Below are 26,619 nucleotides of genomic sequence, written 5' to 3' on the forward strand. Positions count from 1 at the left end.
TCATGACCACACAATTCGACAACGTTTCCGTCGTCAAGAAAGCCAACATCTACTTCGACGGCAAGTGCGTTTCGCACACCGTCCTGTTTGCCGACGGCACGAAAAAAACCCTTGGCGTGATTTTCCCGTCTTCGCTGACCTTCAATACTGGCGCGCCGGAAATCATGGAACTGAATGCCGGCAAGTGCCGCATTCGCCTGAAAGGCCAGACTGAATGGAAGACGTACGAAGGCGGCCAGCGCTTTGAAGTGGCGGGCAATTCCAGCTTCGATATCGAGACGCTGGAAACGCTGGATTACGTATGCCACTTCGGTTGAAGTGCGCATACGAAGCCGCGCGATGATGTGAAAAAAAACGGCCGTTGCGGCCGTTTTTTCATATGAAGACCGGTTCCGGCTCCAGCACGACGCCGAAGCGTTCCTTCACATCCGCCTGTATGCGCGCTGCAAGCTGCGCAATCTCCTGCCCGCTGGCGCCTCCCCTATTCACCAGAACCAGAGCCTGCCTTTCATACACGCCAGCGGCTCCCAGGCTTTTGCCCTTCCAGCCGCACTGGTCAATGAGCCAGCCGGCTGCCAGCTTGAAACTGCCGTCCGGTTGCGGATAGCTGACGAGTTGCGGATAGCGCTCCGATAGCGCGTCGCACTGCCGGGACGAGACCACTGGATTCTTGAAAAAGCTGCCCGCATTGCCGACCACGGATGGATCCGGCAGCTTGCGGGTACGGATGGCGATCACCGCATCGCTGACGTCCCGCGGTGTCGGCGATGCGATGCCGCGCGCGGCGATTTCCCGCTCCACGTCGGCATAGCGCAGGTTCGGCTTCCAGCGCTTCGGCAATGCGAAAGTGACATCGAGGATCACCGCGCGCTCGCGCAGCGCATGCTTGAAGATGCTGTCGCGATAGCCGAAGGCGCAGATGGCCTTGTCGAGCCGGATGATTTCGCCGGACTCGAAATCGAAGGCCGTCAGTTCAAAAAAGCAATCGCGGACTTCCACGCCGTAGGCACCAATGTTCTGAATCGGCGCGGCGCCAACGCTGCCCGGTATCAATGACAGGTTTTCCAGTCCGCCCAATCCCCGTTCCAGCGTCCATTGCACGAAGCGATGCCAGTTTTCGCCAGCTGCGGCGCGCACGTATGTCGAGTCGTCATCTTCTCCAACGACATCGATGCCCTGGCTGCACATGTGAAGCACCAGGCCCGAGAAATCCTTCGTCAGCAGGATGTTGCTCCCGCCGCCGAGAACCAGGCGCGGCAGCCCCGCCAATGCTTCGCTGTTCCTGACATGAGGCAGCATGTCGGCAGACGTTACCTGCAGGTAGGCATGTGCCTTCGCATCGATGCCGAAGGTATTGTGAGGACGCAAAGGATAATCGTGTCGGATCGGAAGCTTCATAGCGCAGGGATTATATGCCACCGCCCTGCCGGGCATGCCTAGTCACCCGCTTTTTTGTCCGCTAGAATGGCCCGTTACTCGAATAGCAAGTTGAAAGGAATGCACCATGCCATCGTTTGACGTTGTTTCCGAAGCCAACGCAGTCGAGGTGAAGAATGCCGTCGACCAGGCCAACAAGGAGATTTCCACCCGTTTCGATTTCAAGGGCAGCGATGCGCGCGTCGAGCAGAAAGAACGCGAACTGACTGCCTATGCAGACAGTGAATTCCAGCTCAATCAGGTGCGGGATGTCCTCACGGGCAAGATGGCCAAGCGCAATGTCGATGTCCGCTTCCTCGACATGGGCAAGATCGAAAAGATCGGCGGCGACAAGGTGAAGCAGGTCATCAAGGTGAAGAACGGCATCGAGTCCGACACCGCGAAAAAGATCGTCCGTCTCGTCAAGGACAGCAAGATCAAGGTCCAGGCCAGCATCCAGGGCGATGCGGTACGGGTGACGGGCGCGAAGCGGGATGACTTGCAGGCGACGATCGCCCTGCTGCGCAAGGACGTGACGGACTTGCCACTGGAATTCAACAATTTCCGCGACTGAAAACCGAATCCGGTTAGCATGCGGAATGTATGTACTTCATCCTGACCGATACAGCCTTTCGAGTCTTATGCGTCTACATTCCGCAGCTCTTCTCTTGATCCTTGCCGGCGCCGCTCAGGCGGCAGACATCAGCGTTGTCGGCCTGTTTCCCAACAAGGCAGTGCTGGTCGTCGACGGCAAGGCGCCAAAGACCTATTCGGTGGGCAGCACGATCGCGGATGGCGCCCGGCTACTCGCGGTGAACGGCTCGGCTGCGGTCATCGAGGCCAACGGCAAGCGGCAAACCATCGGGATCGGCGAATACGTCAGCCGTGGACGTTCTGACGGGCCGGCGAGCGTGACGCTCCAGGCCGACACCCAGGGCCACTACATCGCTCAGGGACAGATCAACGGGGGCAGCGTGCGCATGCTGCTCGATACCGGCGCCACCATGATTTCCCTGCCGGCATCGGATGCGACTCGCCTCGGGATCCGGTACAAGCAGGGTCAGGTGGGTTATCTCAATACGGCAAACGGCACCGTTCCCGCTTATCGCGTCAAGCTCGATACGGTCCGGATAGGCGATATCGAACTCAATCAGGTCGACGCGGTGGTGCAGGAACAGGGCCTGCCCATCATCCTGCTCGGCATGTCTTTCCTGAGCCGCATGGAAATGCGCCGCGAAGGTGAGCAGATGACGCTCACCAAGCGATTCTGAGTGATTCCATTTTGAAGGAGGCGTGAGAAGAGCCGCGCTTCCTGCGGCTCCTCCGCTTCAGGCATCCGCATCCTGGTGCAGGCGGCGCTGCCTTACTGCTTCCGCCAGGCCTTCCAGTACCTTCACGCTTGTCTCCCAATCGATGCAGCCATCGGTAATCGACTGGCCATAGGTCAGTTCCTTTCCCGGTACCAGATCCTGACGACCCGCTACCAGATGGGATTCGACCATCACGCCGACGATGCGCGTGTCGCCCGCGGCAATCTGGCGGCCGATGTCGGCACAGACCGGCACCTGGTTTTCCGGCTTTTTCGAACTGTTCGCATGGGACGCATCGATCATCAGGCGCGAAGCCAGGCCATTGCTGGCGATATCCTTGCAAGCAGCCTCGACGCTTGCCGCATCATAGTTGGGCGACTTGCCGCCGCGCAGGATGACATGACAATCCTCGTTGCCATTGGTGGATACGATGGCCGAGTGTCCTCCCTTGGTGACGGAGAGGAAATGGTGCGGCTGTGAAGCGGCCTTGATGGCGTCGATTGCGATTTTCACGTTGCCGTCGGTGCCGTTCTTGAAACCGACAGGGCAGGACAACCCGGAAGCAAGTTCGCGGTGCACCTGGGATTCGGTGGTACGCGCACCGATTGCCCCCCAGCTCACCAGGTCGGCAACGTATTGCGGACTGATCACATCCAGGAATTCGGTGCCGGCTGGCAGGCCGAGCTCATTGATGTTGAGGAGCAGTTCGCGCGCCATGTGCAAGCCATCGTTGATGCGGAAGCTGTTGTCCATGTAGGGATCGTTGATCAGGCCCTTCCAGCCGACGGTCGTGCGCGGCTTTTCGAAATACACGCGCATCACGATTTCCAGCTCATTGGCGAAGCGTTCCCGCTCCTTCACAAGCCGGCGCGCATAATCCATCGCCGCCCTGGTGTCGTGGATCGAGCAAGGTCCGATCACCACCATTACCTTGTCATCCTGGCCATGCAGGATGCGGTGCAAGGCGGTACGGGCATGGGCTACCGTCTTGGCCGCCTTCTCGGTACAGGGAAATTCGCGGATCAGGTGGGATGGCGGAGTGAGTTCTTTCAATTCTCGTATGCGAATGTCGTCCGTGCGCAGCATGTTTTCTCCAGGTAAAAAACTTAAAAATCCTAATCTTAAAAACCTACAAACGAAAAAACCGCCATCGCTGGCGGTTTTCATGAGAAATTCGGTTTTGGCTGTCTGCGCGCTTACCGCTTTTCCACCGCCCTTGGGCTGGAATAGCTAAAGTAAAAATAAAAGAAAAAGCGCGCGAAAGTCATGATTACTGTGGGTTTTCGGGTAGGGCCAGACCAATAGTGCAATAAATCAAGGCATTTGGCAAGCGGCCCGTCATGCCGTTCCGCCCACGGTCATGCCGTCGATGCGCAATGTCGGCTGTCCTACTCCGACCGGCACGCTCTGCCCTTCCTTGCCGCATACGCCGATGCCGCTGTCGAGCCGCATGTCGTTGCCGATCATGGTCACGCGGTTAAGGACGTCGGGCCCGTTGCCGATCAGGGTCGCGCCCTTGACCGGGTATGTCACCTTGCCATCCTCGATCATGTAGGCCTCGCTCGCGGAAAAGACGAACTTACCGTTGGTGATATCCACCTGGCCGCCGCCGAAATTCACTGCGTACAAGCCGTTCTTCACCGAAGCGATGATCTCGGACGGATCCTTGTCGCCGCCCAGCATGTAGGTGTTCGTCATGCGCGGCATGGGCAGATGCGCAAAGGATTCGCGGCGCGCATTGCCGGTGACCGGCATGTTCATCAGGCGCGCATTCAGCGTGTCCTGGATGTAGCCCTTCAGGATGCCGTCTTCGATCAGGGTCGTGCACTGGGTCGGATTGCCTTCGTCATCGATGTTCAGCGAACCGCGGCGGTCGGCCAGTGTGCCGTCATCCACCACGGTCACGCCCTTAGCCGCCACCCGTTCACCGATGCGGCCGGAAAAGGTGCTGGAACCCTTGCGGTTGAAATCACCCTCGAGGCCGTGGCCGACTGCTTCATGCAGCAGGACGCCTGGCCAGCCCGGCCCGAGCACCACCGTCATCGGGCCGGCCGGCGCCGGGCGCGCTTCGAGGTTCACGAGTGCCGATGCGACGGCTTCACTCGCATATTTCTCAAGCAGCTCATCGGTGAAGTAGCCATAGTTGTAGCGGCCACCGCCACCGCTCGATCCCATTTCGCGGCGTCCGTTCTGCTCAGCAATCACCGTCACGGAAACCCGCACCAGCGGACGGATGTCGGCCGCGAGCACGCCGTCGCTGCGCACCACCAGCACCACATCGTATTCGCCCGCGAGGCCGGCCATGACCTGCACCACCCGCGGGTCCTTGGCGCGCGCAATGCGCTCCACCTTTTCCAGCAGGCGGACCTTTTCGGTCGCGTCGATGGAAGACAGAGGATCCTTCTGCAGGTACAGCGAGCGTCCGCCGGCCGGCTGGATGGCCGAGGCCAGCTTGATCTTGCCGGCACCCTGACGCGCGATGCTGCGGGTCGCCGCGGCGGCTTCGAGCAGGGCGCGTTCGGAAATCTCGTCCGAATAGGAAAACGCGGTCTTGTCGCCCGACACGGCGCGCACCCCGACGCCCTGGTCGATGGAAAAGCTGCCTGTCTTCACGATGCCCTCTTCCAGGCTCCAGCCTTCATTCTTCGTGAACTGGAAATACAGGTCGGCATAATCGACGCGATGGGTGAAGATTTCATCCAGCGCCTTCATCAGCTTGCCTTCATCCAGTCCAAACGGAGTCAGCAAGACATCGCGGGCAATCGCCAAGGTCGACAGGTTGGGCTCAAATGCTTTCATGGTTCAGGCAGTCGCGCACCAGCGCGAAGATGGATTCAAGGGATTGGTGGATTGTAGAGCATCTGGGAGCAAGCCGTTGGCGCATGCCTTGGCGCGCCTGGATTTATCGAGAGCAACGTGCAGGCCTTGCAGCATGGGCTTCACAACTTGCGATGCTGCAATGCAGGCAGGCTCTCGCGCACCCGCCGCAACTGCCCGAGATCGAGCTCGTCAAGGACGACGCCTTCGCCCTCGGCCCGCATCGCCTTGATCTCCCCCCATGGGTCGATCAGCATGCTGTGGCCCCAGGTGCGGCGCCCGTTCGGATGCTTGCCTCCCTGTGCGGCGGCAAGCACATAGCACTGGTTCTCGATGGCGCGGGCGCGCAGCAGGATTTCCCAGTGTGCCTGCCCGGTGGTATAGGTAAATGCCGCAGGCATGACGATCAGGCTGCAATCGCCCATCGCCCGGTAAAGCTCGGGAAAGCGCAGGTCGTAGCACACTGACAGGCCGATCTTGCCGAACGGTGCGTCGAAGACCGCGACGTTCTTGCCATGCACGATGGTCCGTGCCTCGTCATACGATTCCTCGCCTTTCGTGAAGCTGAAGAGGTGGATCTTGTCGTAGCGTGCGACCTGCCTGCCTTCGGGGTTGTAGACCAGCAGCGTGTTCAGCACCCTGACGGGATCGGGCGCTACGATCGGCAGGGTCCCGCCGACCAGCCAGATGCGATGTTCGCGCGCAATGTCCGCCATGAAGGCCTGGATCGGGCCCGAGCCCGGCTGTTCCGCATGCGCCAGCTTGTCCGACTCGTGCATGCCCATGACCGGCCAGTACTCGGGCAGCAGCACCAGCTGCGCGCCCTGCTGCGCCGCCTCGGCGATATGCCTGCGCGCGGAGGCGAAATTCTCTTCGATCTGCGGCGTCGATACCATCTGCACCGCAGCGATTTTCGTGATCTGATCTGTCATCGTCAGCCGCTCCTGTCAGGTTGTTCGTTTGCCTCGCTTGAATTAGGGGTCACGTTCGGCTTGCGCACCAGCTTGGTCACCACAGGCTCCTTCCACGGACCGGTCACCTGGTATTCGAAGGTGAAAGCTTTCATCAGCGGTTCGCGCAGGAACAATTGCGCAAGGAAGCTCCCCACGCCGATCGCCGGATTGATTGCCAGTCCATACACCACCGATGCGGCACCGACGTTGATTTCCGGGATCACCACCACATGCAGATTTTGCGATTCCTTCGTGATATCTGCACTGCCATCGATCAATACCGTCGCCGCCACACTGCGCATCTTGAAATTGTCGGTCCTCGCCACCCCCTGATTGATGGTTGCGTTTGCCGTCACGCCATCGAAGGCAAAGCCTTCCGAGAACACGTCGCGGAAATCCAGGATCAGGCGCCGCGGCAGCGATTGCAGGCTCAGCACGCCGAGCAGTTTGGCGGCCGCCGGATCGACTTTCAGGAATTGGCCTGACGCCATGTCCAGCCGGATCTGGCCGGACAGGCTGGGAATGTCAAAGGAAAAAGGCATGTCCTTCCAGCTCACCTCGCCTTCCATCTTTCCCTTGCCGCCACGCAGCACATTGGCGAAGCCGAAGCGGTTGAGCAGGCGGCCGGCATCGGCGATGTTGAAGGTATAGTTCAAGGCCGTGACGTTCTGGCCATCACTGCTCGTCCATTTTCCCGACGCCTTCAGGTCCGCATCCGGGTTTGCAATAGAGAGCCGGTTGATGCGCCATTCGTTCCCGGCAGGCGTGCGCGCATTGTGGGCGACGAGTTCCAGATGACCGAACTTCGTGCCGGACAATTCAAAGTTTTCCGCAACGATGTCGAGGGCTGGAATTTGTGTCGTCGTGCCCTTGCCTTCCAGCAGATCGGTCACGTCGGACGCGGCAGACTTCGGAATGATGAGCGACGCCAGCCGCGCAGTGACCTTGCCCAGCCCTCGTCCCGAACGCGATTCGTTCCAGGTGACGTAGCCGGACGCCTGGTCGGCGTCGATATTCGCCTGCCACATGCCTTCCTGATGGGAAGCGCCGACCACCACGTTGTCCAGTTTCTTTCCCATGATGATGAGTTCCACCGCCCTGGCAGCGAGGACTTCCGGCTCGACGTATTGCGCGATGTCAGGCGTGCCCTGCGCCTCGGGCACATTCGCGTCGGCCTTGTCCTGGTCCCCGGAGGCAAGCGATCCCGCCACCTTCTTCCATGCATCCACGTTCAGCACGCCGAGATTGACGTTCGCAACCAGGCCGGAATCCGGCTGCGGCGGAGGCGCATTGACGCCGATCCCGCCCCTGAGCACGCGCCACTGCGCATCCTTGCCTGCACTCTTTTCCCGCTCGTAGCGAGCGGCGATTGCCGCGCCGAGCGACAGTTTCAATTCATCGCGCGAGAGGGCGGGGTCTGCGGACGGCAATCCCGTCAACTCGAATTTCAGCGGCATGGTTTCCTGGGCGGACTTGCCCACCGGAGCCGGGAAATCAAGCGCGATTCCTTGCAGGCCCGACTCCACCACCACCTCGGGATGCTTGTTCCTGACGCGGATGGTCGTGCTGTAGCGCGTGCTGCCGCTGATGCGCGCAGTCATGCGCTGTGCGCCGGGCGCCGGATAATTCTTGCGTATCCCTTCGGCGGTCAGGCTGCCCTCGCCTTTCACCAGGATGGATCCGTCCCGCAGGGATCCGCCGGAGACCATGACCGGCCCGCCGAGAAAGCCCGCCCGGATGCCATTGAGGTTAAACCCCTTTTCGGAAAAATCGAGCCTGCCGCTGGCTCCCGAAAGAGGCGGAAGTGCATTGAAAAGCGTGACAGTGTTGTTCGCGAATTGCAACGAGCCTTCGACCTTGGCATTTTCCAGATGTGCAAGAGGCAGTTGCAGCTTCAAGGCCAGCGCCGCGTCGCCGTTCGCCCGGGTTTCTTCGGTGAAGTGACCGATCCATTCGGTGACCGGGCTGTCGTTCACGTAGCGAACGAAATCCTGCAAGGGGCCGTTGGCACGGCCGTCGATGTCGAGAACCCGGTCCGGTGCCGGCAAATCGGGAATGACCGCTCTCACGTTCGCCAGGTCCACGCCGTGCGTCTTCGCGCTCTCCGCATGGATCTCCATGCGGGTGCGGTTGAACGCGATCGTGCCCCTGATTCCTTCCAGCAGAGGCCAGAGTGGCGCCTTGACATCCTTGCCGAACCTGCCGGGCGCATAATTCAGCCGCCCATCCTCGATCCTGCCCACCACGCTGAATTCGCCCCTCGCCTTCTCGGCCGGCACCAGCGCGGAGAACGGGAAATGCGCAAGGTCACCCTTGAGCCGGATGTTCACGTCGCGTGCGGTGCCGCCGACCAGCGCGCCGGTCAGCCAGTGGCGCAACTCTTCCGGCGTCTGCAGCGGCAGGTAGCGCCCGATGTTTTCCAGCTTCAGGCCATTGACCTTGCCCGACATGTCGATCACGCCGGGCGATTTCGATTGCTGGCGGTTCAGCGGCATCAGGTGCCTGCCGGACAGCGAGCCGGACAGCCCGTCCTGGACGAACTCCATCCTGCGCACATCCAGCAACAGCTGGTCGTTCTGCTGGAAGGTCCAGTTTGCCTGCATGTTCAGGCGATCGAAGAGCATGACCGGATCCTCGAAATAGCCCGGCATCTGCAGCTTGAGCTGTTCCGACGCGAGGCTGAAGCCGCCTCCGCGCTCATTGGCATCGATCTGGCCGGTCAGGTTTTCAAAACCGGGGATGGCAGGAATTGCAACCTGGGCCGGCGCATCCGCAGTCTTCGGCCGTGCCGGCCGGGCTGGCTGCGCGTTCAGCGACAAGCCGGCGAACTGGCCCTTGATGCTGTAGGCCGAGATGTCGGGATACGTCCCTTGCCACTGTGCCGAGAAGTCTTTCAGTTTTCCGCGCGGCGCAAAGTCGGCCAGCATCTTGCGCTGCTCGGTCGGCAGCGGCAGGCGCTCCGCGAAATTCGCGAGTGTCTCCAGGTCCAGCATCCGGGCGGCGAATTCCGTCCTGGCCGGCTTGCCGCTCCTTGCAGGTATATAGCGTTCGCTGATGCTTGTTTCCGGCAATGTCAATCCGTCACTTGTCTGCATCGAAAAATTCGTCAGCGACATGCTGTGACCGTTGGCCCCCAGGGTTGGTTTGCCGTCCTGGACGAAGGGATTGAATTCCTCGTGCACCGAGACACGTCCGTTCACCCGTTCCAGGTTCAGGAGTTCCAGGTCGCTGCGCAGCCGCGCCGAGACCCGCGACAGTGTCAGGTCCGCGGTGAAATTGGCAACTCGCGCATGATCGAAATCCAGCCAGGCGCGCACCGATCCCCTGCCTTGCAGCAGTTCGAAGGGATAATCGACATAGGTTTTCCAGACTGGCAGGTCGGTATCCTGCAGATCGACATACAGCTGGCCTGTCCAGAGCGCGGCATTGGAAATCCTGTTGGTGAAGCGTGGATGCTCGAACAGCCCACGGACATCCAACGGCGCAGCCAGCGCGCGCGGCGGCGTGGCATGGAGGGTGAATTCGTGGCTCTGCCATTGGTTGCGCAGCAGGAGATCGACGTTTTCCAGCAACAGTTCCGGCGCGCCACGCTGCACATCATTCCAGCGGATGCGCCCGTCACGGATGACGATTTCCCGCTGCGACAATACCCAGTCCGCGCCCTTGCCATTGCCGCTCTTGCGGTTGTCGATGAAGATCCCGGCAACATAGAGATTGCCGCTTGCGTCGCGCATCACCTCCATCTCGGGCCGCTCGATTTCCAGCGCATGCAGCCGCAGGTCGGCGGCGGGCACCGACCACCACGAGAGGATGGCCGATACCACCGGCAGGTTGAGCGCGCGCTTGCCGGCATCGTCATATACCGCGACACCGCCAAGCGTCAGATGCGGACGCAATCCGGTCCATGACGCTTCGATGCTGTCGATCGACACCCGCTTGCCGAGTGCGCGCGCGGCCATCTGTTCCACTTGCGGCTTGTATTCGGCGATGTTGGGCAGGACCAGATAGCGCAGGCCGAGGAAGAGGATGCAAAAGAGGAAGTAGATGACGGCGACCAGCTTCAGCATGAAGCCGGCCGCATGATGGGTGACGGTGTTCAGTGTCCGGTACCCGTCTCGGAAGGCATGCCAGTAGAGAGCAAGGCGGCCGGCAGCCGGCTTGTTATTTTGTTGGTCGATGGACATCAATCAGAGAAGGCAAATGGGGACACCGGGCGTACAATAGGATCGCCTCGATTATGCCGAACAATGTGTTCGATTAGACAACGCAGGCCGGATATTGCCCGCCGTTTTGCAATAGCGCCACGCAATCGGCAACAGCTTCCGCTTGAAAAAACGTACAACTTCCCGACCGATCATCGTGACGTACTCCTCTTTGACCAGCAATCTTGCCTCCCGGTTCTATTCGCGCTGGGTAAATGCCGCCCCGGCCCGCGCCGGCATGGTAAAGGAACTTGCCGAATTATCCATGAAGCCCGAGGCCTTTGCGACACTTTTACAGAAGGAAGTCGAGGCCGGCCTGCCCCTGCCGAGGGCAATGCGGCGCCTGCGCAACCTGGTCATCTGCGCCCTGATCGAGCGCGACCTGAGCGGGCGCGCCGACCTGGCGGAAGTACTGGATACCATCAGCGGCTTTGCCGACTTCGCGGTGCAGACCCATGTCGCCGCCCTGACGGCCGAAATGATCGAAGCGCATGGCACGCCGGTCGGAGAGGAATCCGGAGAGCCGCAGGAACTGATTGTCCTGGGCATGGGCAAGCTGGGCGGCGGCGAGCTGAATGTCTCGTCCGACATCGACCTGATCTTCGTCTACCCGGAACAGGGTGAAACCCAGACAACCTCGCCGGAGCAGCGCCAGTTGTCGAATCATGAATTCTTCACCCGGCTCGGCAAGAAACTGATCGGGGCCCTGTCGGAAATCACCGAGGACGGCTTCACCTTCCGGGTCGACATGGCGCTGCGGCCGAACGGCAATTCGGGGCCACTGGCGGCAAGCTTCGCCATGCTGGAGGAATACCTGCTGGTGCAGGGGCGCGAATGGGAGCGCTATGCCTGGGTCAAGGCACGGGCGCTGACCGGCCGCGCCAGCGACATTGCGGCACTCGAGCAGATCGTCCGGCCCTTCGTCTACCGGCGCTACCTCGATTTCGGTGCCATTGAAGCCTTGCGCAATATGCATGCGCAGATCCGGGCCGAAGTCATCCGCCAGGAAGCGCGCCATCCCGACCGCAGCAATAACGTCAAGCTGGGCCGCGGCGGCATCCGCGAAATCGAATTCCTGGCCCAGGTGTTCCAGCTGATCCGCGGCGGGCGCGATCCGGAACTGCGCAACCGCTCCACCCGCAGGACGCTCTCCACCCTGGCCCGCAAAGGCTTGCTGAGCACGGCTGAAGTGGACCAATTGCAGCAGGCCTACGTCTTCCTGCGCAATCTGGAACACCGGCTGCAATACCTCGACGATGCGCAGACGCATACCATGCCGGCCAATCCTGAGGATCGCCTGACGGTGGCCCGCATGATGGGTTTCGCCGACGAACAGTCATTGCTGGACGAGCTGAACCGGCAGCGGGCGATCGTGGCTGCCCAGTTCGACGCCATGTTCAGCGACAAGAGCAACGGACGCGTGGCCGAATCGGAAGCAGCCCAACCGGCCCCTGCCGATACCAGCCTTTCGGACCAGGACAGTCTCGAAGCGGTGGCCGCGCGCCTGATGGCGCTCGGCTTTGAAGACGCGCCAGCCGCGGCCCAGCGCCTGCAAGCCACCTGGCAATCCTCGCGCTTCCAGTCGCTGCCGGAAAACAGCCGCGCAAAACTGAATGCGCTGATCAATTCAGCCCTGCCCGTCATCGGTGCCATCGGCAGTTCGCGGTCCGCGACGCTCAGCCGACTGCTGGACTTTTTCGAGGCCATCGCCCGCCGTGCCGCATACCTCGCGCTGCTGACCGAATTCCCGCACACCCTGGAACGCGTCATCCGGATGATGCACGCAAGCGACTGGGCGGCGAAATACCTGACGCGCCATCCCATCCTGCTCGACGAGCTTCTCGAAACCCGCAGCCTGAAGGCGGCGCCGGACTGGCCGGCCTTTGCCGCCGAATGCCAGCGGCAGCTGGATGCCGCGCATGGCGATACCGAGTTGCAGATGAACGTGCTGCGCGACCTGCACCATGCCCAGCTGTTCCGGCTGCTGGCGCAAGACCTGGAAGGTGACCTGACGGTGGAAAGACTGGCCGATCACCTGTCGGCCCTGGCCGACATCCTGGTGGCGGCGACCATAGGCGCGGTCTGGCAAACCGTTCCGAACCGGCACCGGGAAACGCCGCTCTTCGCGGTCATCGCCTACGGCAAGCTTGGCGGCAAGGAACTGGGCTATGCCTCCGACCTCGACGTGATCTTCCTGTTCGACGACGAGCATCCGGACGCGGCCGCCCTGTACGCCAAGCTGGCGCAGCGCTTCATTACCTGGATGACCATGCATACCTCGTCCGGCATCCTGTTCGATGTGGATATCGCCCTGCGTCCGGATGGCGCGAGCGGCCTGCTGGTTTCGCGCTTTGCCGCATTCGAGAAGTACCAGGCCGAATCGGCCTGGCTATGGGAACACCAGGCCCTCACGCGCGCCCGCTTCTGCGCCGGCGATGCCGACATCGGCGCACGCTTCGAAGCGCTGCGCGTGACCATACTCCGCAAGCCCAGGGACGAAGAGAAGCTGAAAGAGGAAGTCCGGGCGATGCGCAGGAAGATGCATGACGCGCATCCGAACCGCTCCGGCCTGTTCGACCTGAAGCATGACGCGGGCGGCATGATCGATATCGAGTTTGTCGTGCAATTCCTGGTGCTGCGTCACGCCGAACGCTACCCGCAACTGACCGACGACATCGGCAACATCGCCCTGCTCAAGCTGTGCGGTGAACTTGGCCTGATCGACAAGACACTCGCCAACGGGGCGGCGGATGCCTACCGCAGCTTCCGCAAGCTGCAGCACCAGATCAGGCTGCAGGGCGAAGAGCGGGCGCGCGTGGAAACCGAACGGGTTTCGCAGGAAGCGGCAACCGTGCGCCAGCTCTGGGCCTCGATTTTCGAAGGCTGAGGAGCGGCTGCAGCCGGGAGCGGGATTTCAGGCAGACGCTCCCGTCGGCTGCCTGGTCCCGGCTTGACCGTTCCAGAACAAGGCCTGCCCGAGCACGTATTCCATCGCGGTAGCGGCGGCCAGCAGGCTGGAGCCGACCACGAGCAGATAGGTTGGCGACAGCACCTTCGCCAGTCCCCAGAACATGAACAGCGATACCATGCGCAGCACCCACAAGGTGAATTCACGGGCAAAGATGCGGTCTGACAGGTCACCGCGAATGTCCATGGTCCGCTGGTTCAGCACCTGTTCGCTGGCCGACAGGAAGGGCCCTCCGGCCGCCTTCAGCACTGAATAGCCGATGTACAAGGCCGGCACCCAGGCACTGGCGCCCAGCAGCACGAAGGCGAGCGCCACCACCAGGCAGGAGCCGCCGAGCCAATGGCTGCGGTTCTGCACATCCCGGTTCTTCCGGGTGAAATAGAGCGCAATGCCGCCGGTCAGTCCCGCTATCGTCGAGACCCAGCCGAAATGGCTGGCCGAATGCAGAGCCTTGACGGCGCCGGCGGAAGCCAGCGCCTGGGTCACCCCGAACAGGCCGGATTCGAGGAAGAAGATCGGCAGGCAGGCGATGAATTCGGGCTGGCGGATGACGGAAAGCGGATCATTGATGGACACCGGCGCGGTATGCGGTATGCCCCGGCCGAAGACGAGCGCGCCGAGCAGGCAGAGCGCACCGTAAAACCAGAAGACATAGCGGCTTTGCTCGGCGGATCCCGCCAGCAGCAGGGTTGCCGCGAGGGTCGCGGCAATGCCGCAGATGACGGTCAGGGTTCCCGAATGCGAGGCATAGCCATCCCGTTCGCCGTCCTCCAGGAAGGACATCTCCAGCCAATGGCGCGCGCCCCAGGTCAGGCCGATGAACGAGCCATAGGCAAACGCCAGTATCGCTACCGAACCGCCCCCGAACAGGATCAGCAGCCCCGGAATCAGGAATCCGAGCCTGAGCAAACGCCTGCCCGACAGCCGCAGGCGCGGGCCGAAGAAAAAGGCGAAGAAGGTAGACAGCATGGCGACGGTCAGCATGATCGCCGTGAAGCGGAACATGGCATTCACGTTCTGTCCACCGACAACGAAGTATCCGATGAAGCCGCCCAGGGTGCTGACTGCTCCCTGCAAGGCGATCAATGGCAACAGGGAGCGCGCGCGGGAAAAAGCCTTCATGAATATGGGATCGGATAGACAGCCGGTGACGAAAAACGCGCCGGACGAGGGCGAAGACTCCGGTGCAGCAATTGCCTGATAGCAAGGCGTAATCATGCAATACGCCCTTGCGGTGTTACAAGCATTTGCTCGGCCTTGTCTGCTGACGGCAACGCCGGCAAGTCCGTCGCTGCATCATCCATGAAGAAACGGCAATGAAAAGTCGAGGTAAGGCGATTGGCTCATGCCATCGCGGCATCGCCGGGTTGCGGCTGTCGCCAGGTCTTTGGCCGCAAAAAAAAAACGCCCCGGATGCCGGGGCGTTTTGATCAGGGAAGCTTCCTGAATTACTTCGCGTTCATCAACGCAACCGTGGTGTCCAGCATGCGGTTGGAGAAGCCCCACTCGTTGTCATACCAGGAAGAGACTTTCACCAGGCGGCCGGAGACCTTGGTCAGGGTGGCGTCGAAGTTGCTCGATGCCGGGTTGTGGTTGAAGTCGACCGATACCAGCGGCTCGGTATTGTAGGTCAGGATGCCCTTCAGGGCGCCGTTGGCGGCTTCCTTCATGATGGCATTGACTTCGTCCACGGTCGTGTCGCGTGCGGCGATGAAGGACAGGTCGACGATCGAGACATTGATGGTCGGGACGCGGATGGCATAGCCGTCGAGCTTGCCGTTCAGTTCCGGCAGCACCAGGCCGACTGCGGCGGCGGCGCCGGTCTTGGTCGGGATCATGCTCATCGTCGCGGAGCGCGCACGGCGCAGGTCTTCGTGGTAGACGTCGGTCAGCACCTGGTCGTTGGTGTAGGCATGCACGGTAGTCATCAGGCCGTTCAGCAGACCGATCTTGTCATGCAGCGGCTTGACCAGCGGTGCCAGGCAGTTGGTGGTGCACGAGGCGTTCGAGATGACGGTATCGGAAGCCTTCAGCACGTTCTGGTTGACGCCGAATACGACGGTGGCGTCGACATCCTTGCCGCCCGGTGCGGAAATGATGACTTTCTTGGCGCCGCCCTTGAGGTGGGCCGATGCCTTTTCCTTGGAGGTGAAGAAGCCGGTGCACTCGAGAACCACGTCAACTTTCAGCTCGCCCCATGGGATTTCTGCCGGATTGCGCTGCGCGAAGACGCGGATCTTGTCGCCGTTGACGATCATGAAATCGCCGTCGACTTCAACGGTGCCCGGGAACTTGCCATGGGCAGTGTCGTAGCGGGTCAGGTGGGCATTCGTCTGAGCATTGCCCAGATCGTTGATCGCAACGATCTGGATGTCGTTCTTCTTGCCGCCTTCGTAATGGGCACGAAGGATGTTGCGGCCGATGCGGCCATAGCCGTTGATTGCAACGCGGATGGTCATGGTTTTCTCCTGAAGATAATTACGCTAAAACCGATTTCACCTTGGCCACGACGTTTTCCGTCGTGAAGCCGAAATGCTTGAACAGCACGCCTGCGGGTGCGGACTCGCCGAAGGTATCGATGCCCACCACTGCGCCTTCGAGGCCGACATACTTGTACCAGTAATCGGTCACGCCGGCTTCCACGGCGACGCGCGGCAATCCTTTCGGCAGGACGCTCGCCTTGTACGCGGCATCCTGGCGCTCGAACACGTCGGTGCTCGGCATCGACACCACGCGCACCGGGATGCCCTGCAAGGCCAGTTCGCCCGCTGCCTTGACGGCAAGCTCCACTTCGGAACCGGTGGCGATCAGGACCGCCTTCGCATCCGCGGCATCCTTCAGGACGTAGCCGCCGCGCTGGATGTCGGAAATCTGCTGCACGCTGCGTTCCTGGAACGGCAGGTTCTGGCGCGAGAAGATCAGCGTAGTGGGACCGTCGCTGCGCTCGACCGCATGCTGCCATGCGACGGCCGACTCGACCGTGTCGCAGGGGCGCCAGTTGTCGAGGTTCGGGATCAGGCGCAGGCTGGCTACATGCTCGACCGACTGGTGGGTCGGGCCGTCTTCGCCGAGGCCGATCGAATCATGGGTGAACACGAAGATCGAACGGACTTTCATCAGTGCCGCCATGCGGATGGCGTTGCGGCTGTAATCCGAGAAGGTCAGGAAGGTCGCGCCGAAAGGAATGAAGCCTCCGTGCAGCGCGATGCCGTTCATGATGGCGCTCATGCCGAATTCGCGCACGCCATAGTTGATATGGTTGCCCGGATGGTCGGCGCGCAGCGCGATGGCTTCCTTCCAGTTGGTCAGGTTGGAGCCGGTCAGGTCGGCGGAACCGCCGAGGAATTCCGGCAGCACCTGGGCCAGAGCCTGGATCGCGTTCTGACTGGCCTTGCGGGTGGCGATGGTTTCCATCTTGTCGGCGCAGGAAGCGATGTAAGCCTTCGCCGTCTCCTTGAAATTGCCGGGCAGCTCGCCCTTCATCCGGCGCAGGAATTCGCCCGCTTCATGCGGATAGCGTTCGTCATACGCCTTGAACAATGCCTTCCACTCCTCTTCCCTCGCCTTGCCAGCTTCTTTCGCATCCCATGCGGCATACACGTCGGCCGGAATCTCGAAGGGTACATGGCCCCACAGGATCGCTTCACGGGTCGCGGCGATTTCCTTGTCGCCCAGTGCGGCGCCGTGCACCTTGTCGGTGCCCTGCATATTAGGCGCTCCTTTGCCGATGATCGTCTTGCAGCAGATCAAGGTCGGCTTGTCGGATTTCTTCGCTTTCGCAATCGCGGCATCCACCGCGGCGACATCGTGACCGTTGACATTGCGGATCACATTCCAGCCATAGGCTTCGAAGCGCTTCGGCGTATCGTCGGTAAACCAGCCCTCGACATTGCCGTCGATCGAAATGCCGTTGTCGTCATACAGGGCGATCAGCTTCGACAGGCGAAGGGTGCCGGCCAGCGAGCAGGCTTCATGGGAGATGCCTTCCATCAGGCAGCCATCACCGAGGAAGACATAGGTATGGTGGTCGACGATGTCGAAGCCGGGCTTGTTGAATTCGGCGGCGAGCAGCTTTTCTGCGAGCGCCATGCCGACTGCATTCGCCAGGCCCTGGCCGAGCGGACCGGTGGTGGTTTCCACGCCGGGGGTGATATGCACTTCCGGATGCCCCGGGGTCTTGGAATGCATCTGGCGGAAATTCTTGATCTCCTCCATCGACAGATCGTAGCCGGTCAGGTGCAGCAAGGCATAGTGCAGCATCGACCCATGGCCATTGGACAGGATGAAGCGGTCGCGGTTGTTCCAGTGCGGATTGGCCGGATTGTGGCGATAGTGCTTGGCCCACAACGCGACGGCAATATCCGCCATGCCCATGGGCATGCCAGGATGGCCGGAATTAGCCTTTTGTACTGCGTCCATCGCCAATGCACGAATCGCATTGGCCATCTTGTCGGTGGGGAGTGAGGAAGTCATAACGTTCAGATCGAATAAATGGCGGGTATTCCAGGAATTGCGAAGCCTTCAACAATTGCCGTGTCAGGCGCGTGCCGGCAGGAGTGCATGACAGGATTTTTGATGGCGACGGAATGGAATGGTGCAAAGCCCGGTATTTTACCAGAGAGCAGCATCCCGATTTAAAATCAGGCTTGGCAATCTGGCATTCCGGGTGAATGCCCGGACTGTGCAAATCATTCATCAAGAAAATCAACATGCCCCGCTTTTACATCCCGCAGCCGCTTGCCGTCGGCGCCCTCGTCAGCCTGCCGGAACCGGTTGCCCACCATGTGCATGTACTACGGCTGGAACTGGGGGCGCAGATCATCCTGTTCAACGGCCAGGGCGGCGAATATGTCGGCGTCCTGACGAGCATCGAGAAGAAGCGGGCCACCGCGGAAATCAAGACTTTTTCCCCGCGCGAAGCGGAATTGCCGCATGCGGTCACCCTGGCGCAGGCCTTGCCGGAAGCATCCAAGATGGACTGGATCGTGGAAAAGGCGGTCGAGCTGGGTGCATCGGTCATCCAGCCGCTTGCCGCGCAGCGTTGCGTGGTGCGGCTATCGGCGGATCGCGCGGGCCGGAAGCTGGCCCACTGGCAGGCGATCATCCAGGCCGCCTGCGAGCAGAGCGGCCGCAACCGCCTGCCCCAGCTGAATGATCCGGCCGATTTCAGCGCCTGGATCGGTCGCCAGGACTTGCACCGGCGCATTCTCCTGTCGCCTCACGCGGAACAATCGCTGTCGGAATGGGCAAAACATCATCCACCCCAGGCAGTCGCGCTGCTGGTCGGACCGGAAGGCGGCTTTACGGAACAGGAAGAAGCGGCCGCGGACGCGCAGGGCATCCTGCGGCTGTCGATGGGCGCGCGCGTACTGCGTACCGAGACGGCAGGACTTGCTGCCATTGCCGCACTGAATGCTGTCTGGGGCGAAATGTAGGCCGGGATCAAACAATCCTCCGATTTCCTTTCATCAGTCCGGCGTGTCTTATATCGTTGGATTTTCCAATCAGACTCCGGAGGAAATGGATGGGATTGTTCAACAGCGCGTTCGACATGTCTGGCGGCAAGCAGCCGCCCATTCCCCAACTGCTCGATTCTGACTCCCGGCTGCTGCAGGCCGCGCTCGCATTACTGGCTGACAACGGACAAGCCGGCGGGTTGCCTGGACTGACGGAGCGTTTCCGTGCCGCCGGACTGCAGCATGTCATGGATTCCTGGATGGATTCGGATTCGCCCTTGCCCATGTCGGCGGAACAGCTGGAAGAAGTGCTGGATACGGGTTACCTCAGACAGATGGCGGAGGAGACCGGACTGACCGAGCATGAAGTGGCGGAGCAACTGAGCGGAATGCTCCCCGACATGGTTCATCGGCTGGCCATGGATGGGCAGGTCCGCGCAAGCGGCGCGGGCGAACTGAGCGCATTGCTGGAATGGTTCATGAGTGGAGGAAACGGGCTGCGGGAAGCCTGAGAATCCTTGCCGCGCCGGACCGCTTTCCGCGACAATCGCTGCATGCGATGGCTTCGTCGAATTTTCGGGCGCCCGGCGCCGGCAGTCATTCCCGATGTGCTCTGGGGCGCCTGCGTGTCGGATCTGCCTTTTCTCCGGCAACTGCCGCAGGCGGATCTCGCGCGGCTGAAGCGCCTTTCCGAGGAATTGCTGGATACCAAGACCTTCACAGGGGCAGCCGGGCTGGAACTCACCGACGACATCGCAGTGCATATCGCTGCCCAGGCCTGCCTGCCGGTACTGAATCTTACGCTCGACCTGTACGGCGACATGGCCGGGATCATCGTGTACCCGGCTGAATTCATCATTCCGCAAACTGAAGTTGACGAGGCCGGCGTGGTGCATGAATGGCACGCACCGGTGTCCGGCGAGGCGCTGGATGCAGGAGGCGCCGTGGTGCTGTCCTGGGAAGACGTGGCAGATGCCGGCGTGCCGGGCTATAACGTCGTCATCCATGAATTCGTGCACAAGATCGACATGCGCGACGGCAGCGCCAACGGCTGTCCGCCGTTTCTTGCCGCCTATCACAAGGAAATCGATGCGCGCGCCTGGCAGCGCACATTTTCCGACGCCTATCGCGATTTCTGCGTGCGCATCGATGCACTGGAACGGCGCCTCTCCGCCAGATTCGACCCGGACGACGAGACCGGCACCGTACACTACGACGAAGCATTCGCATCGCTGCCGCTCGATCCGTATGCGGCCCGGCATCCCGCGGAATTCTTCGCGGTCGCGTCCGAAGCGTTTTTCGTGCTGCCCCAGCCGCTGGCACAAGACTATCCCGACATCTTCCGCCTGCTCAGCCTGTATTACCGTCAGGATCCACTGCAGCGGCACAGCCGCCAAGGGCTTGCGCACCCCCCTGTTTGAGCAAAGGATCCGCGGGTGCAGATGATAAAATCCGCGCATCATGTCATTAGGCTGGATCATCCTTCTCCCGTTTGCGGGCAGTGTGTGTGCGGCCTTCCTGCCGTCCAATGCCCGCAACTCTGAAGCGTGGCTCGCGGGCGCTGTGGCCTTGTGCTGCACCGTGCTCGCCGCCGCGCTGTATCCGCAGGTGATTGGCGGCGGCGTGGTGCGCGAGGTCTTGCCGTGGGCGCCTGCGCTCGGCCTGGAATTTTCACTGCGCATGGATGGCTATGCCTGGCTGTTCACCATGCTGGTGGCGGTAATGGGCGTGCTGGTGGCAATCTATGCGCGCTACTACATGTCGCCGCAGGATCCGGTACCGCGCTTTTTCTCCTTTTTCCTCGCGTTCATGGGCGCCATGCTGGGTGTGGTGTTATCCGGCAACCTGATCCAGATGGTGCTGTTCTGGGAACTGACCAGCCTCGCCTCCTTCATGCTCATCGCCTACTGGCATCATCGCGTCGATGCCCGGCGCGGGGCGCGCATGGCATTGGCCGTCACCGCCGCTGGCGGCCTGTGCCTGCTGGCGGGCGTCCTGATACTGGGACGCATTGCCGGCAGTTACGACCTGGATGCAGTCCTGGCTTCGGCAGATCGGATTCGCACGCATCCCTGGTATATGGCGGCACTGGTCCTGGTTGCGCTGGGCGCGCTCACCAAAAGTGCGCAATTCCCCTTCCATTTCTGGCTGCCGCATGCGATGGCCGCGCCCACGCCGGTATCGGCCTACCTGCATTCGGCGACCATGGTCAAGGCCGGGGTATTCCTGCTGGTGCGCCTGTGGCCGGTGCTGTCCGGCACCGAAGCCTGGTTCTGGATCATCGGCGGCGCCGGCCTGTGCTCGCTGGTTCTGGGCGCCTACGCCGCGATGTTCCAGCTGGACATGAAAGGCGTGCTGGCCTATTCCACCATCAGTCACCTGGGCCTCATCACCTTGCTGCTCGGCTTGAACAGCCCGCTTGCGCTGGTGGCCGCGATTTTCCATATCGCCAACCATGCCACCTTCAAGGCTTCGCTGTTCATGGCGGCGGGCATGGTCGACCATGAGACCGGCACGCGCGACCTGACACGCCTGTCCGGGTTGCGCCATGCGATGCCGATCACCGCCACGCTGGCGATCGTCGCCGCCGCCTCGATGGCGGGCGTGCCGCTGCTCAACGGCTTCATCTCCAAGGAAATGTTCTTCGCCGAGACGGTTTTCATCAGCAGCAACCAGGCCATCGAATTCGGCCTGCCCGCAATCGCGGTGATCGCGAGCACGTTCAGCGTTGCCTATTCGCTGCGCTTCATCCTGCAGGTGTTTTTCGGCCCGCCCGCGCAGGATCTGCCGCGAAAGCCGCACGAGCCGCCGCTCTGGATGCTGTTTCCCAGCGCGCTGCTGGTCATGGCCTGCCTGGTGATCGGCATGCTGCCGGAACAGACCGTCGGCCCGCTCCTGCGGGACGCCGCCCGGGCGGTGCTGGGACCGGACCTGCCGTCGTACAGCCTGGCGGTATGGCATGGCTGGAATCTGCCGCTGATGATGAGCCTGCTGGCCATGGCCGGCGGCATCGCGCTGTACCGGCTGCTGGGCAAGTACCAGCGTCGTGCGCCCGGCGTCGCGCCGCTGATCGATCCCTTCGACGGCAAGCGCGTGTTTGAATTCCTGCTGAACAGCCTGACCTCGGCGGCGAACCGGATGACGCAACTGCTGTCCTCGGAACGCATGCAGGCGCAGTTGCTGCTGCTGGTCGGCGTCGCCTTTCTGATCGCGCTGACGCCGCTATGGCGAAAAGGCTTGCCGTCCGGCGACTTGCCGGTGTCGCCGGCGGATCCGGCGTTCGCACTGATGTGGATCGCAGGCGCGGCCTGCGCGATCGGCACCGTGTTGAAGTCGAAGTACGAACGCATGGCCGCACTGATTCTTGCGGGTGGCGCCGGGCTGGCCACCTGTCTGACCTTCGTCTGGTTCTCGGCGCCTGACCTGGCACTGACGCAACTTGCGGTGGAAGTGGTGACGGTGGTCCTGATCCTGCTCGGTCTGCGCTGGCTGCCGCAGCGGATCGAGCACAACCTGCGCAAGCCGCGCAGTCCGCAGGCGCGCTTGCGCGACCGCAGCCGGCGCATCCGCGATCTGGTGCTGTCCATCGTGGTCGGCGCGGGTATGGCGGCACTGGCGTATACGGTGCTGACGCGGCAGTTGAACGGCGGCATTGGCCCCTTCTTCGTCGAGAATGCCTTGCCGCTGGGCGGCGGCGCCAATGCCGTCAACGTGATCCTGGTGGATTTCCGCGGCTTCGATACGATGGGTGAAATCACGGTGCTGGGAATCGTCGCGCTGACGGTTTATGCATTGCTGCGGCGCTTCCGCCCCGCACGGGAGAGCATCGCCCTGCCGCGTCAGCAGCGCGTCCCGGGCCAGGGCGAGCTGGCCGAGGCCGCATCGGCGCCCGACCCGCATGCGCAGCTGCCCGCGGGCCAGATGATGCTGCCGGCGGTGCTGGTGCGGTTGCTGCTGCCGATCGCCGGAATGGTATCGGTGTTTTTCCTTCTGCGCGGACATAACGTGCCCGGAGGCGGCTTTGTCGGCGGTCTGGTGATGGCCACCGCCGTCATCCTGCAATACATGGTCGGCGGCACGGTATGGGCGGAGTCGCGTACCCGCATCCATCCCCAGTACTGGATCGCTGCCGGCCTGTTCTGCGCGATGGGCGCCGGCCTGCTGGCATGGCTGTCGGCACGCGCCTTCCTGTCCGCGCTGACCTGGGATGCCACGCTGCCGCTGCTCGGCGAATTGCACCTGTCCACCGTTCTGCTGTTCGACCTGGGCGTATACATGCTGGTGGTCGGCGCAACGGTGCTGATCCTGGTGGCGCTGGCGCACCAGTCCCTGCGCACCCATCGCAAGGCAGTGCCCCTGCCCGAAGCCAGTGCGGAGGCGGAGGCCGGACTCCAAGCAAAGACTGCTCGAGGAAGCTGATGGAAATCATTTATGCAATGGCAATCGGCGTGCTGACCAGTTCCGGCGTGTGGCTGCTGCTGCGGCCGCGTACTTTCCAGGTCATCATGGGGCTTTCACTGCTGTCCTATGCGGTGAACCTGTTCATCTTCGGCATGGGCAGGCTGACGATCGGGCGTGCGCCTATCGTCGACGTTGGTGAGGCGGCCGAGCCCTCCCTGTATGCGGACCCGCTGCCGCAGGCCCTGGTGCTAACGGCGATCGTGATCGGCTTTGCCACGACCGCGCTGTTCCTGGTGGTGCTGCTGGCTTCCCGCGGGCTGACGGGCACCGACCATGTCGATGGCCAGGAGCCCGACTGATGATCGACTGGCTGCGGCACCTCCCCATTCTCCCCATCCTGCTGCCGCTGGCGGCCGGCACGGCAATGCTGTTCCTGGGCGAGAGCCGGCGCACCCTGCGTGCAGCGATCGCGCTCTGTTCGACCTTCCTGCAACTGGCGGCGGCGATCGCGCTGCTGGGCATGGCCGGCGGGATTTTTCCCGACGTCTGGCCTGAAGGCATCGCCGTCTATCTGCTCGGCGGCTGGCGCGCGCCTTTCGGCATCGTGCTGGTAGCAGACCGTCTGGCGGCAGTCATGCTCGCGCTGACCGCGGTGCTGGCCACGGCGTCGCTGCTGTATTCGCTGGCGCGCTGGGACCGGCTCGGAGTGCATTTCCATCCGCTGTTCCAGTTCCTGCTGATGGGTATCAACGGCGCATTCCTGACCGGCGACCTGTTCAACCTGTTCGTGTTCTTCGAAGTGCTGCTTGCGGCTTCCTACGGCCTGATGCTGCACGGCTCCGGCGCGCCCAGGGTAAAGGCCGGCCTGCACTACATCGCGGTAAACCTGGCAGCCTCCTTCCTCTTCCTGATCGGGGTCGCCCTCATCTACGGCGTGAGCGGAACCCTGAACATGGCACACCTGGCGGTGCGCTTCCCGCAACTGCAGGGGGGCGACCGCGTGCTGTGCGAACTCGGCACCGCCATCCTCGGCGTGGCCTTCCTGGTCAAGGCCGGCGCCTGGCCCCTGAACTTCTGGCTGCCTGCCGCCTACGGCACGGCGGCCGCGCCGGTGGCGGCGGTATTCTCGATCACCACCAAGGTCGGCGTGTATGCCCTGCTGCGCCTGACCGCGCTCCTGTCCGAGGCGGGAACGACTGCGCCGTTCGACACCGGATGGCTATGGCCGATCGGGCTGGCTACGCTCGCCTTCGGTTCCGTGGCGATGCTGACCGCGCAACAGCCCCAGCAACTGACCTCATATTCCGTGCTCGTATCCTCCGGCACGCTGCTGGCGGCCCTGGGGCTGGGCGATGCGGGCATGGTCGGCCCGACCCTGTTCTACCTGATCAGCTCGGTCCTGACCACCGGTGCCTTCTTCCTGCTGTCCGAGATGATCGAACGCAGCCGACCCTTCGGTGCGAATATCCTGGCAGTGACCTTCGAATCCTTCGGCGTCGAAGAGCCGCTCGATCCCGACCGGCCGGACGAAGTGGTGGGCACGGTCATTCCGGCGGCGATGGCGTTTCTCGGCCTGGCCTTCATTTCCTGTGCGCTGCTGGTCACCGGCCTGCCGCCCTTGTCCGGCTTCGTCGCCAAATTCTGGATGCTGTCCGCGGCGCTCGGCTGGCCGTCTGCCGGAACGCCGACGGCATCGGCATGGGTGCTGACGGCCGCCGTGCTGGCATCCGGACTGGTGGGCATCGTTGCCCTGAGCAGGATGGGCACGCGAATATTCTGGGGTGCGAGCGAGCGCATCAAGCCCAGACTGCGGGTCATCGAAGCCGGCCCAGTCGCCTTCCTGGTCCTGCTGTGTGCCGCACTTGCGGTACAAGCGGGGCCGGTGACCGACTATCTCGGCGCTACCGGGAACTCCCTGTACACGCCGCGCACCTATATCGATGCAGTACTGTCGGCCAGCCCCATGGGCCAGCCGGTGCCGGGAGCGCAACCATGAAGCGCATGCGCTTTCCCCTGCTGACGGCATTTCTCGTACTGATCTGGCTGCTGCTCAACGATACGCTGGCACCCGGCCAGATCGTGCTCGGCCTGGCGCTGGCCGTCGCGCTGTCGGCCGCCGTCGCCGCGATGCGCCCGCTGCGCGCGCGGCCGCGCCGGCTGGGGGTGGCGATCGCGCTGCTGTTCCGGGTGCTGGTCGACATCGTCAAATCGAATATCGCCGTCGCCGGCATGATCTTGGGAGGAAAGGAGCGGCGCGCGCATGCAGGCTTCATGGAAATTCCGCTGGACCTGCGCGATCCGCACGGCCTGGCGATGCTGGCCTGCATCATCACCGCGACACCGGGAACCGTTTGGTCCGGCCTGTCGCCGGATGGCGGCACGCTCAGGCTGCATGTGCTGGAATTGCTGGACGAGGAAGCCTGGGTTCGCACGATCAAGCACCGTTATGAACGCCCGCTGATGGAGATTTTCGAATGAACATGATGATGCTTTCCTGGGCAAGCAGCTTCGCCCTGATTGCTTTTGCGCTGGGAATCCTTTGCGCGGCCATCCGCCTGGTGGGCGGGCCGACCGCGCAGGACCGGGTGCTGGCGCTGGACACCCTGTATGCCAATGGCATGCTGACGGTGCTGACACTGGGCATTCGATTCGGCTCCAGCGTGTATTTCGATATCGCGCTGATCATCGCATTGTTCGGTTTCGTCGGTTCCGCGGCGATGGCGAAATTCCTGCTGCGCGGGGAGGTGATCGAGCCATGACGACGGCAGCCATCCCCCTCTGGGCAGCGCTGCCCGCCTCCATCCTGCTGGTGGCGGGTGGCCTGCTGGCGCTGATCGGCTCGTTCGGCCTGTTGCGGCTGCCCGATTTCTTTGCGCGGATGCATGGCCCTACCATGGGCAACACACTGGGAATCGGCTGCGTGCTCCTGGCGTCGATGCTGGTGAGTTCCGCACAGGAACAGCGGCTGGTACTGCAGCAGATCCTGATCAGCCTTTTCATCGTCCTGACTTCCCCGGTGACGGCACTGCTGCTGATGCAGGCGGCGATCTACCGGCACCGCCGCAGCGCGGAATGAGCGCGCCTGTCCTGAAAAGT

21 protein-coding genes are annotated in these 26,619 nt (G+C 62.3%); 13 read left to right on the plus strand and 8 right to left on the minus strand.

The genetic code is table 11. The features are described from left to right. Positions 1-2 precede the first annotated feature (2 nt). Complete coding sequence (gene ppnP / locus HGHM_RS10850; protein ID WP_019141553.1) at positions 3-317, plus strand: pyrimidine/purine nucleoside phosphorylase; 315 nt, start codon at positions 3-5, stop codon at positions 315-317. Positions 318-375: 58 nt separating this feature from the next. Here the strand turns inward: ppnP and murB are convergent, their stop codons facing one another. Next, on the minus strand, positions 376-1,398 hold the full coding sequence (gene murB / locus HGHM_RS10855; protein ID WP_019141554.1) for a UDP-N-acetylmuramate dehydrogenase: 1,023 nt from the start codon (positions 1,396-1,398) through the stop codon (positions 376-378). A 106-nt stretch (positions 1,399-1,504) separates the two neighbouring features. On the opposite strand from murB, the gene HGHM_RS10860 reads away from it, so the two are divergent. Beyond that, positions 1,505-1,990 (plus strand): YajQ family cyclic di-GMP-binding protein, encoded by a 486-nt coding sequence (locus HGHM_RS10860; protein WP_019141555.1) that lies wholly within the window; start codon positions 1,505-1,507, stop codon positions 1,988-1,990. Between the two features lie 67 nt (positions 1,991-2,057). Further along, positions 2,058-2,687, plus strand: coding sequence for a retropepsin-like aspartic protease family protein (locus HGHM_RS10865; RefSeq protein WP_026075921.1), 630 nt, complete (start codon positions 2,058-2,060; stop codon positions 2,685-2,687). A gap of 57 nt (positions 2,688-2,744) precedes the next feature. On the opposite strand, the gene aroG is transcribed toward HGHM_RS10865, so the two are convergent. From aroG to HGHM_RS10885, 4 genes are all read right to left on the minus strand, one after another. After that, a complete protein-coding gene (gene aroG / locus HGHM_RS10870; protein WP_019141557.1) occupies positions 2,745-3,812 on the minus strand; it encodes a 3-deoxy-7-phosphoheptulonate synthase AroG in 1,068 nt (355 codons plus the stop codon). Positions 3,813-4,064: 252 nt separating this feature from the next. Next, the gene (tldD, locus tag HGHM_RS10875; RefSeq protein ID WP_019141558.1) at positions 4,065-5,525 is read right to left on the minus strand and encodes a metalloprotease TldD; all 1,461 of its coding nucleotides are present in this window, start codon (positions 5,523-5,525) and stop codon (positions 4,065-4,067) included. Positions 5,526-5,665: 140 nt separating this feature from the next. Further along, a complete protein-coding gene (locus tag HGHM_RS10880; RefSeq protein ID WP_019141559.1) occupies positions 5,666-6,475 on the minus strand; it encodes a carbon-nitrogen hydrolase family protein in 810 nt (269 codons plus the stop codon). 2 nt (positions 6,476-6,477) lie between these two features. Then, positions 6,478-10,680 (minus strand): YhdP family protein, encoded by a 4,203-nt coding sequence (locus HGHM_RS10885; RefSeq protein WP_019141560.1) that lies wholly within the window; start codon positions 10,678-10,680, stop codon positions 6,478-6,480. Between the two features lie 175 nt (positions 10,681-10,855). On the opposite strand from HGHM_RS10885, the gene glnE reads away from it, so the two are divergent. Beyond that, positions 10,856-13,585 (plus strand): bifunctional [glutamate--ammonia ligase]-adenylyl-L-tyrosine phosphorylase/[glutamate--ammonia-ligase] adenylyltransferase, encoded by a 2,730-nt coding sequence (gene glnE / locus HGHM_RS10890; protein ID WP_019141561.1) that lies wholly within the window; start codon positions 10,856-10,858, stop codon positions 13,583-13,585. A 27-nt stretch (positions 13,586-13,612) separates the two neighbouring features. Here glnE and HGHM_RS10895 read toward each other — a convergent pair whose 3' ends face one another. The 3 genes from HGHM_RS10895 to tkt all read right to left on the minus strand — a co-directional run bounded on the left by HGHM_RS10895 (position 13,613) and on the right by tkt (position 18,139). Continuing rightward, positions 13,613-14,884: a hypothetical protein gene (locus HGHM_RS10895; RefSeq protein WP_019141562.1), complete on the minus strand. Its 1,272-nt coding sequence runs from the start codon at positions 14,882-14,884 to the stop codon at positions 13,613-13,615. Positions 14,885-15,114: 230 nt separating this feature from the next. Continuing rightward, on the minus strand, positions 15,115-16,125 hold the full coding sequence (gene gap / locus HGHM_RS10900; protein WP_019141563.1) for a type I glyceraldehyde-3-phosphate dehydrogenase: 1,011 nt from the start codon (positions 16,123-16,125) through the stop codon (positions 15,115-15,117). A 19-nt stretch (positions 16,126-16,144) separates the two neighbouring features. Beyond that, on the minus strand, positions 16,145-18,139 hold the full coding sequence (gene tkt, locus HGHM_RS10905) for a transketolase (RefSeq protein ID WP_019141564.1): 1,995 nt from the start codon (positions 18,137-18,139) through the stop codon (positions 16,145-16,147). A 236-nt stretch (positions 18,140-18,375) separates the two neighbouring features. On the opposite strand from tkt, the gene HGHM_RS10910 reads away from it, so the two are divergent. From HGHM_RS10910 to mnhG, 9 genes are all read left to right on the plus strand, one after another. Next, positions 18,376-19,101 carry a 16S rRNA (uracil(1498)-N(3))-methyltransferase gene (locus HGHM_RS10910; protein ID WP_026075922.1) on the plus strand — a complete coding sequence of 242 codons (726 nt, stop codon included), beginning with the start codon at positions 18,376-18,378 and terminating at the stop codon, positions 19,099-19,101. A gap of 89 nt (positions 19,102-19,190) precedes the next feature. Continuing rightward, positions 19,191-19,634 carry a YidB family protein gene (locus HGHM_RS21150; RefSeq protein ID WP_019141566.1) on the plus strand — a complete coding sequence of 148 codons (444 nt, stop codon included), beginning with the start codon at positions 19,191-19,193 and terminating at the stop codon, positions 19,632-19,634. A gap of 42 nt (positions 19,635-19,676) precedes the next feature. Continuing rightward, entirely contained in the window at positions 19,677-20,543 is an 867-nt protein-coding gene (locus tag HGHM_RS21155; RefSeq protein ID WP_051155333.1) for a M90 family metallopeptidase, read from the plus strand. 40 nt (positions 20,544-20,583) lie between these two features. After that, complete coding sequence (locus HGHM_RS10925; RefSeq protein ID WP_019141568.1) at positions 20,584-23,541, plus strand: monovalent cation/H+ antiporter subunit A; 2,958 nt, start codon at positions 20,584-20,586, stop codon at positions 23,539-23,541. Next, on the plus strand, positions 23,541-23,882 hold the full coding sequence (locus tag HGHM_RS10930) for a Na+/H+ antiporter subunit C (RefSeq protein WP_019141569.1): 342 nt from the start codon (positions 23,541-23,543) through the stop codon (positions 23,880-23,882). Before HGHM_RS10925 ends, HGHM_RS10930 begins: the two co-directional genes overlap by 1 nt. Next, positions 23,882-25,519, plus strand: a complete 1,638-nt coding sequence (locus HGHM_RS10935) for a monovalent cation/H+ antiporter subunit D (protein WP_019141570.1) — start codon at positions 23,882-23,884, stop codon at positions 25,517-25,519. Before HGHM_RS10930 ends, HGHM_RS10935 begins: the two co-directional genes overlap by 1 nt. Then, positions 25,516-26,001 (plus strand): Na+/H+ antiporter subunit E, encoded by a 486-nt coding sequence (locus HGHM_RS10940; RefSeq protein WP_026075923.1) that lies wholly within the window; start codon positions 25,516-25,518, stop codon positions 25,999-26,001. The genes HGHM_RS10935 and HGHM_RS10940 overlap by 4 nt, the downstream gene beginning before the upstream one ends. Further along, positions 25,998-26,282: a K+/H+ antiporter subunit F gene (locus HGHM_RS10945; protein WP_019141572.1), complete on the plus strand. Its 285-nt coding sequence runs from the start codon at positions 25,998-26,000 to the stop codon at positions 26,280-26,282. Before HGHM_RS10940 ends, HGHM_RS10945 begins: the two co-directional genes overlap by 4 nt. Further along, positions 26,279-26,599, plus strand: coding sequence for a monovalent cation/H(+) antiporter subunit G (mnhG, locus tag HGHM_RS10950; RefSeq protein WP_019141573.1), 321 nt, complete (start codon positions 26,279-26,281; stop codon positions 26,597-26,599). The genes HGHM_RS10945 and mnhG overlap by 4 nt, the downstream gene beginning before the upstream one ends. The last annotated feature ends 20 nt before the right edge of the window (positions 26,600-26,619 follow it).

The sequence above is a fragment of the Noviherbaspirillum massiliense JC206 genome (genome assembly GCF_000312045.1).
In the GTDB taxonomy this organism is placed as follows: Bacteria; Pseudomonadota; Gammaproteobacteria; order Burkholderiales; family Burkholderiaceae_D; genus Noviherbaspirillum; species Noviherbaspirillum massiliense.

Excerpts from the sequence above, each read along its gene's own strand:
- ppnP (WP_019141553.1), top strand. The coding sequence starts at position 3 with ATGACCACACAATTCGACAACGTTTCCGTCGTCAAGAAAGCCAACATC.
- murB (WP_019141554.1), bottom strand. The coding sequence starts at position 1,398 with ATGAAGCTTCCGATCCGACACGATTATCCTTTGCGTCCTCACAATACC.
- HGHM_RS10860 (WP_019141555.1), top strand. The coding sequence starts at position 1,505 with ATGCCATCGTTTGACGTTGTTTCCGAAGCCAACGCAGTCGAGGTGAAG.
- HGHM_RS10865 (WP_026075921.1), top strand. The coding sequence starts at position 2,058 with ATGCGTCTACATTCCGCAGCTCTTCTCTTGATCCTTGCCGGCGCCGCT.
- aroG (WP_019141557.1), bottom strand. The coding sequence starts at position 3,812 with ATGCTGCGCACGGACGACATTCGCATACGAGAATTGAAAGAACTCACT.
- tldD (WP_019141558.1), bottom strand. The coding sequence starts at position 5,525 with ATGAAAGCATTTGAGCCCAACCTGTCGACCTTGGCGATTGCCCGCGAT.
- HGHM_RS10880 (WP_019141559.1), bottom strand. The coding sequence starts at position 6,475 with ATGACAGATCAGATCACGAAAATCGCTGCGGTGCAGATGGTATCGACG.
- HGHM_RS10885 (WP_019141560.1), bottom strand. The coding sequence starts at position 10,680 with ATGTCCATCGACCAACAAAATAACAAGCCGGCTGCCGGCCGCCTTGCT.
- HGHM_RS10895 (WP_019141562.1), bottom strand. The coding sequence starts at position 14,884 with ATGATTACGCCTTGCTATCAGGCAATTGCTGCACCGGAGTCTTCGCCC.
- gap (WP_019141563.1), bottom strand. The coding sequence starts at position 16,125 with ATGACCATCCGCGTTGCAATCAACGGCTATGGCCGCATCGGCCGCAAC.
- tkt (WP_019141564.1), bottom strand. The coding sequence starts at position 18,139 with ATGACTTCCTCACTCCCCACCGACAAGATGGCCAATGCGATTCGTGCA.
- HGHM_RS10910 (WP_026075922.1), top strand. The coding sequence starts at position 18,376 with ATGCCCCGCTTTTACATCCCGCAGCCGCTTGCCGTCGGCGCCCTCGTC.
- HGHM_RS21150 (WP_019141566.1), top strand. The coding sequence starts at position 19,191 with ATGGGATTGTTCAACAGCGCGTTCGACATGTCTGGCGGCAAGCAGCCG.
- HGHM_RS21155 (WP_051155333.1), top strand. The coding sequence starts at position 19,677 with ATGCGATGGCTTCGTCGAATTTTCGGGCGCCCGGCGCCGGCAGTCATT.
- HGHM_RS10925 (WP_019141568.1), top strand. The coding sequence starts at position 20,584 with ATGTCATTAGGCTGGATCATCCTTCTCCCGTTTGCGGGCAGTGTGTGT.
- HGHM_RS10930 (WP_019141569.1), top strand. The coding sequence starts at position 23,541 with ATGGAAATCATTTATGCAATGGCAATCGGCGTGCTGACCAGTTCCGGC.
- HGHM_RS10935 (WP_019141570.1), top strand. The coding sequence starts at position 23,882 with ATGATCGACTGGCTGCGGCACCTCCCCATTCTCCCCATCCTGCTGCCG.
- HGHM_RS10940 (WP_026075923.1), top strand. The coding sequence starts at position 25,516 with ATGAAGCGCATGCGCTTTCCCCTGCTGACGGCATTTCTCGTACTGATC.
- HGHM_RS10945 (WP_019141572.1), top strand. The coding sequence starts at position 25,998 with ATGAACATGATGATGCTTTCCTGGGCAAGCAGCTTCGCCCTGATTGCT.
- mnhG (WP_019141573.1), top strand. The coding sequence starts at position 26,279 with ATGACGACGGCAGCCATCCCCCTCTGGGCAGCGCTGCCCGCCTCCATC.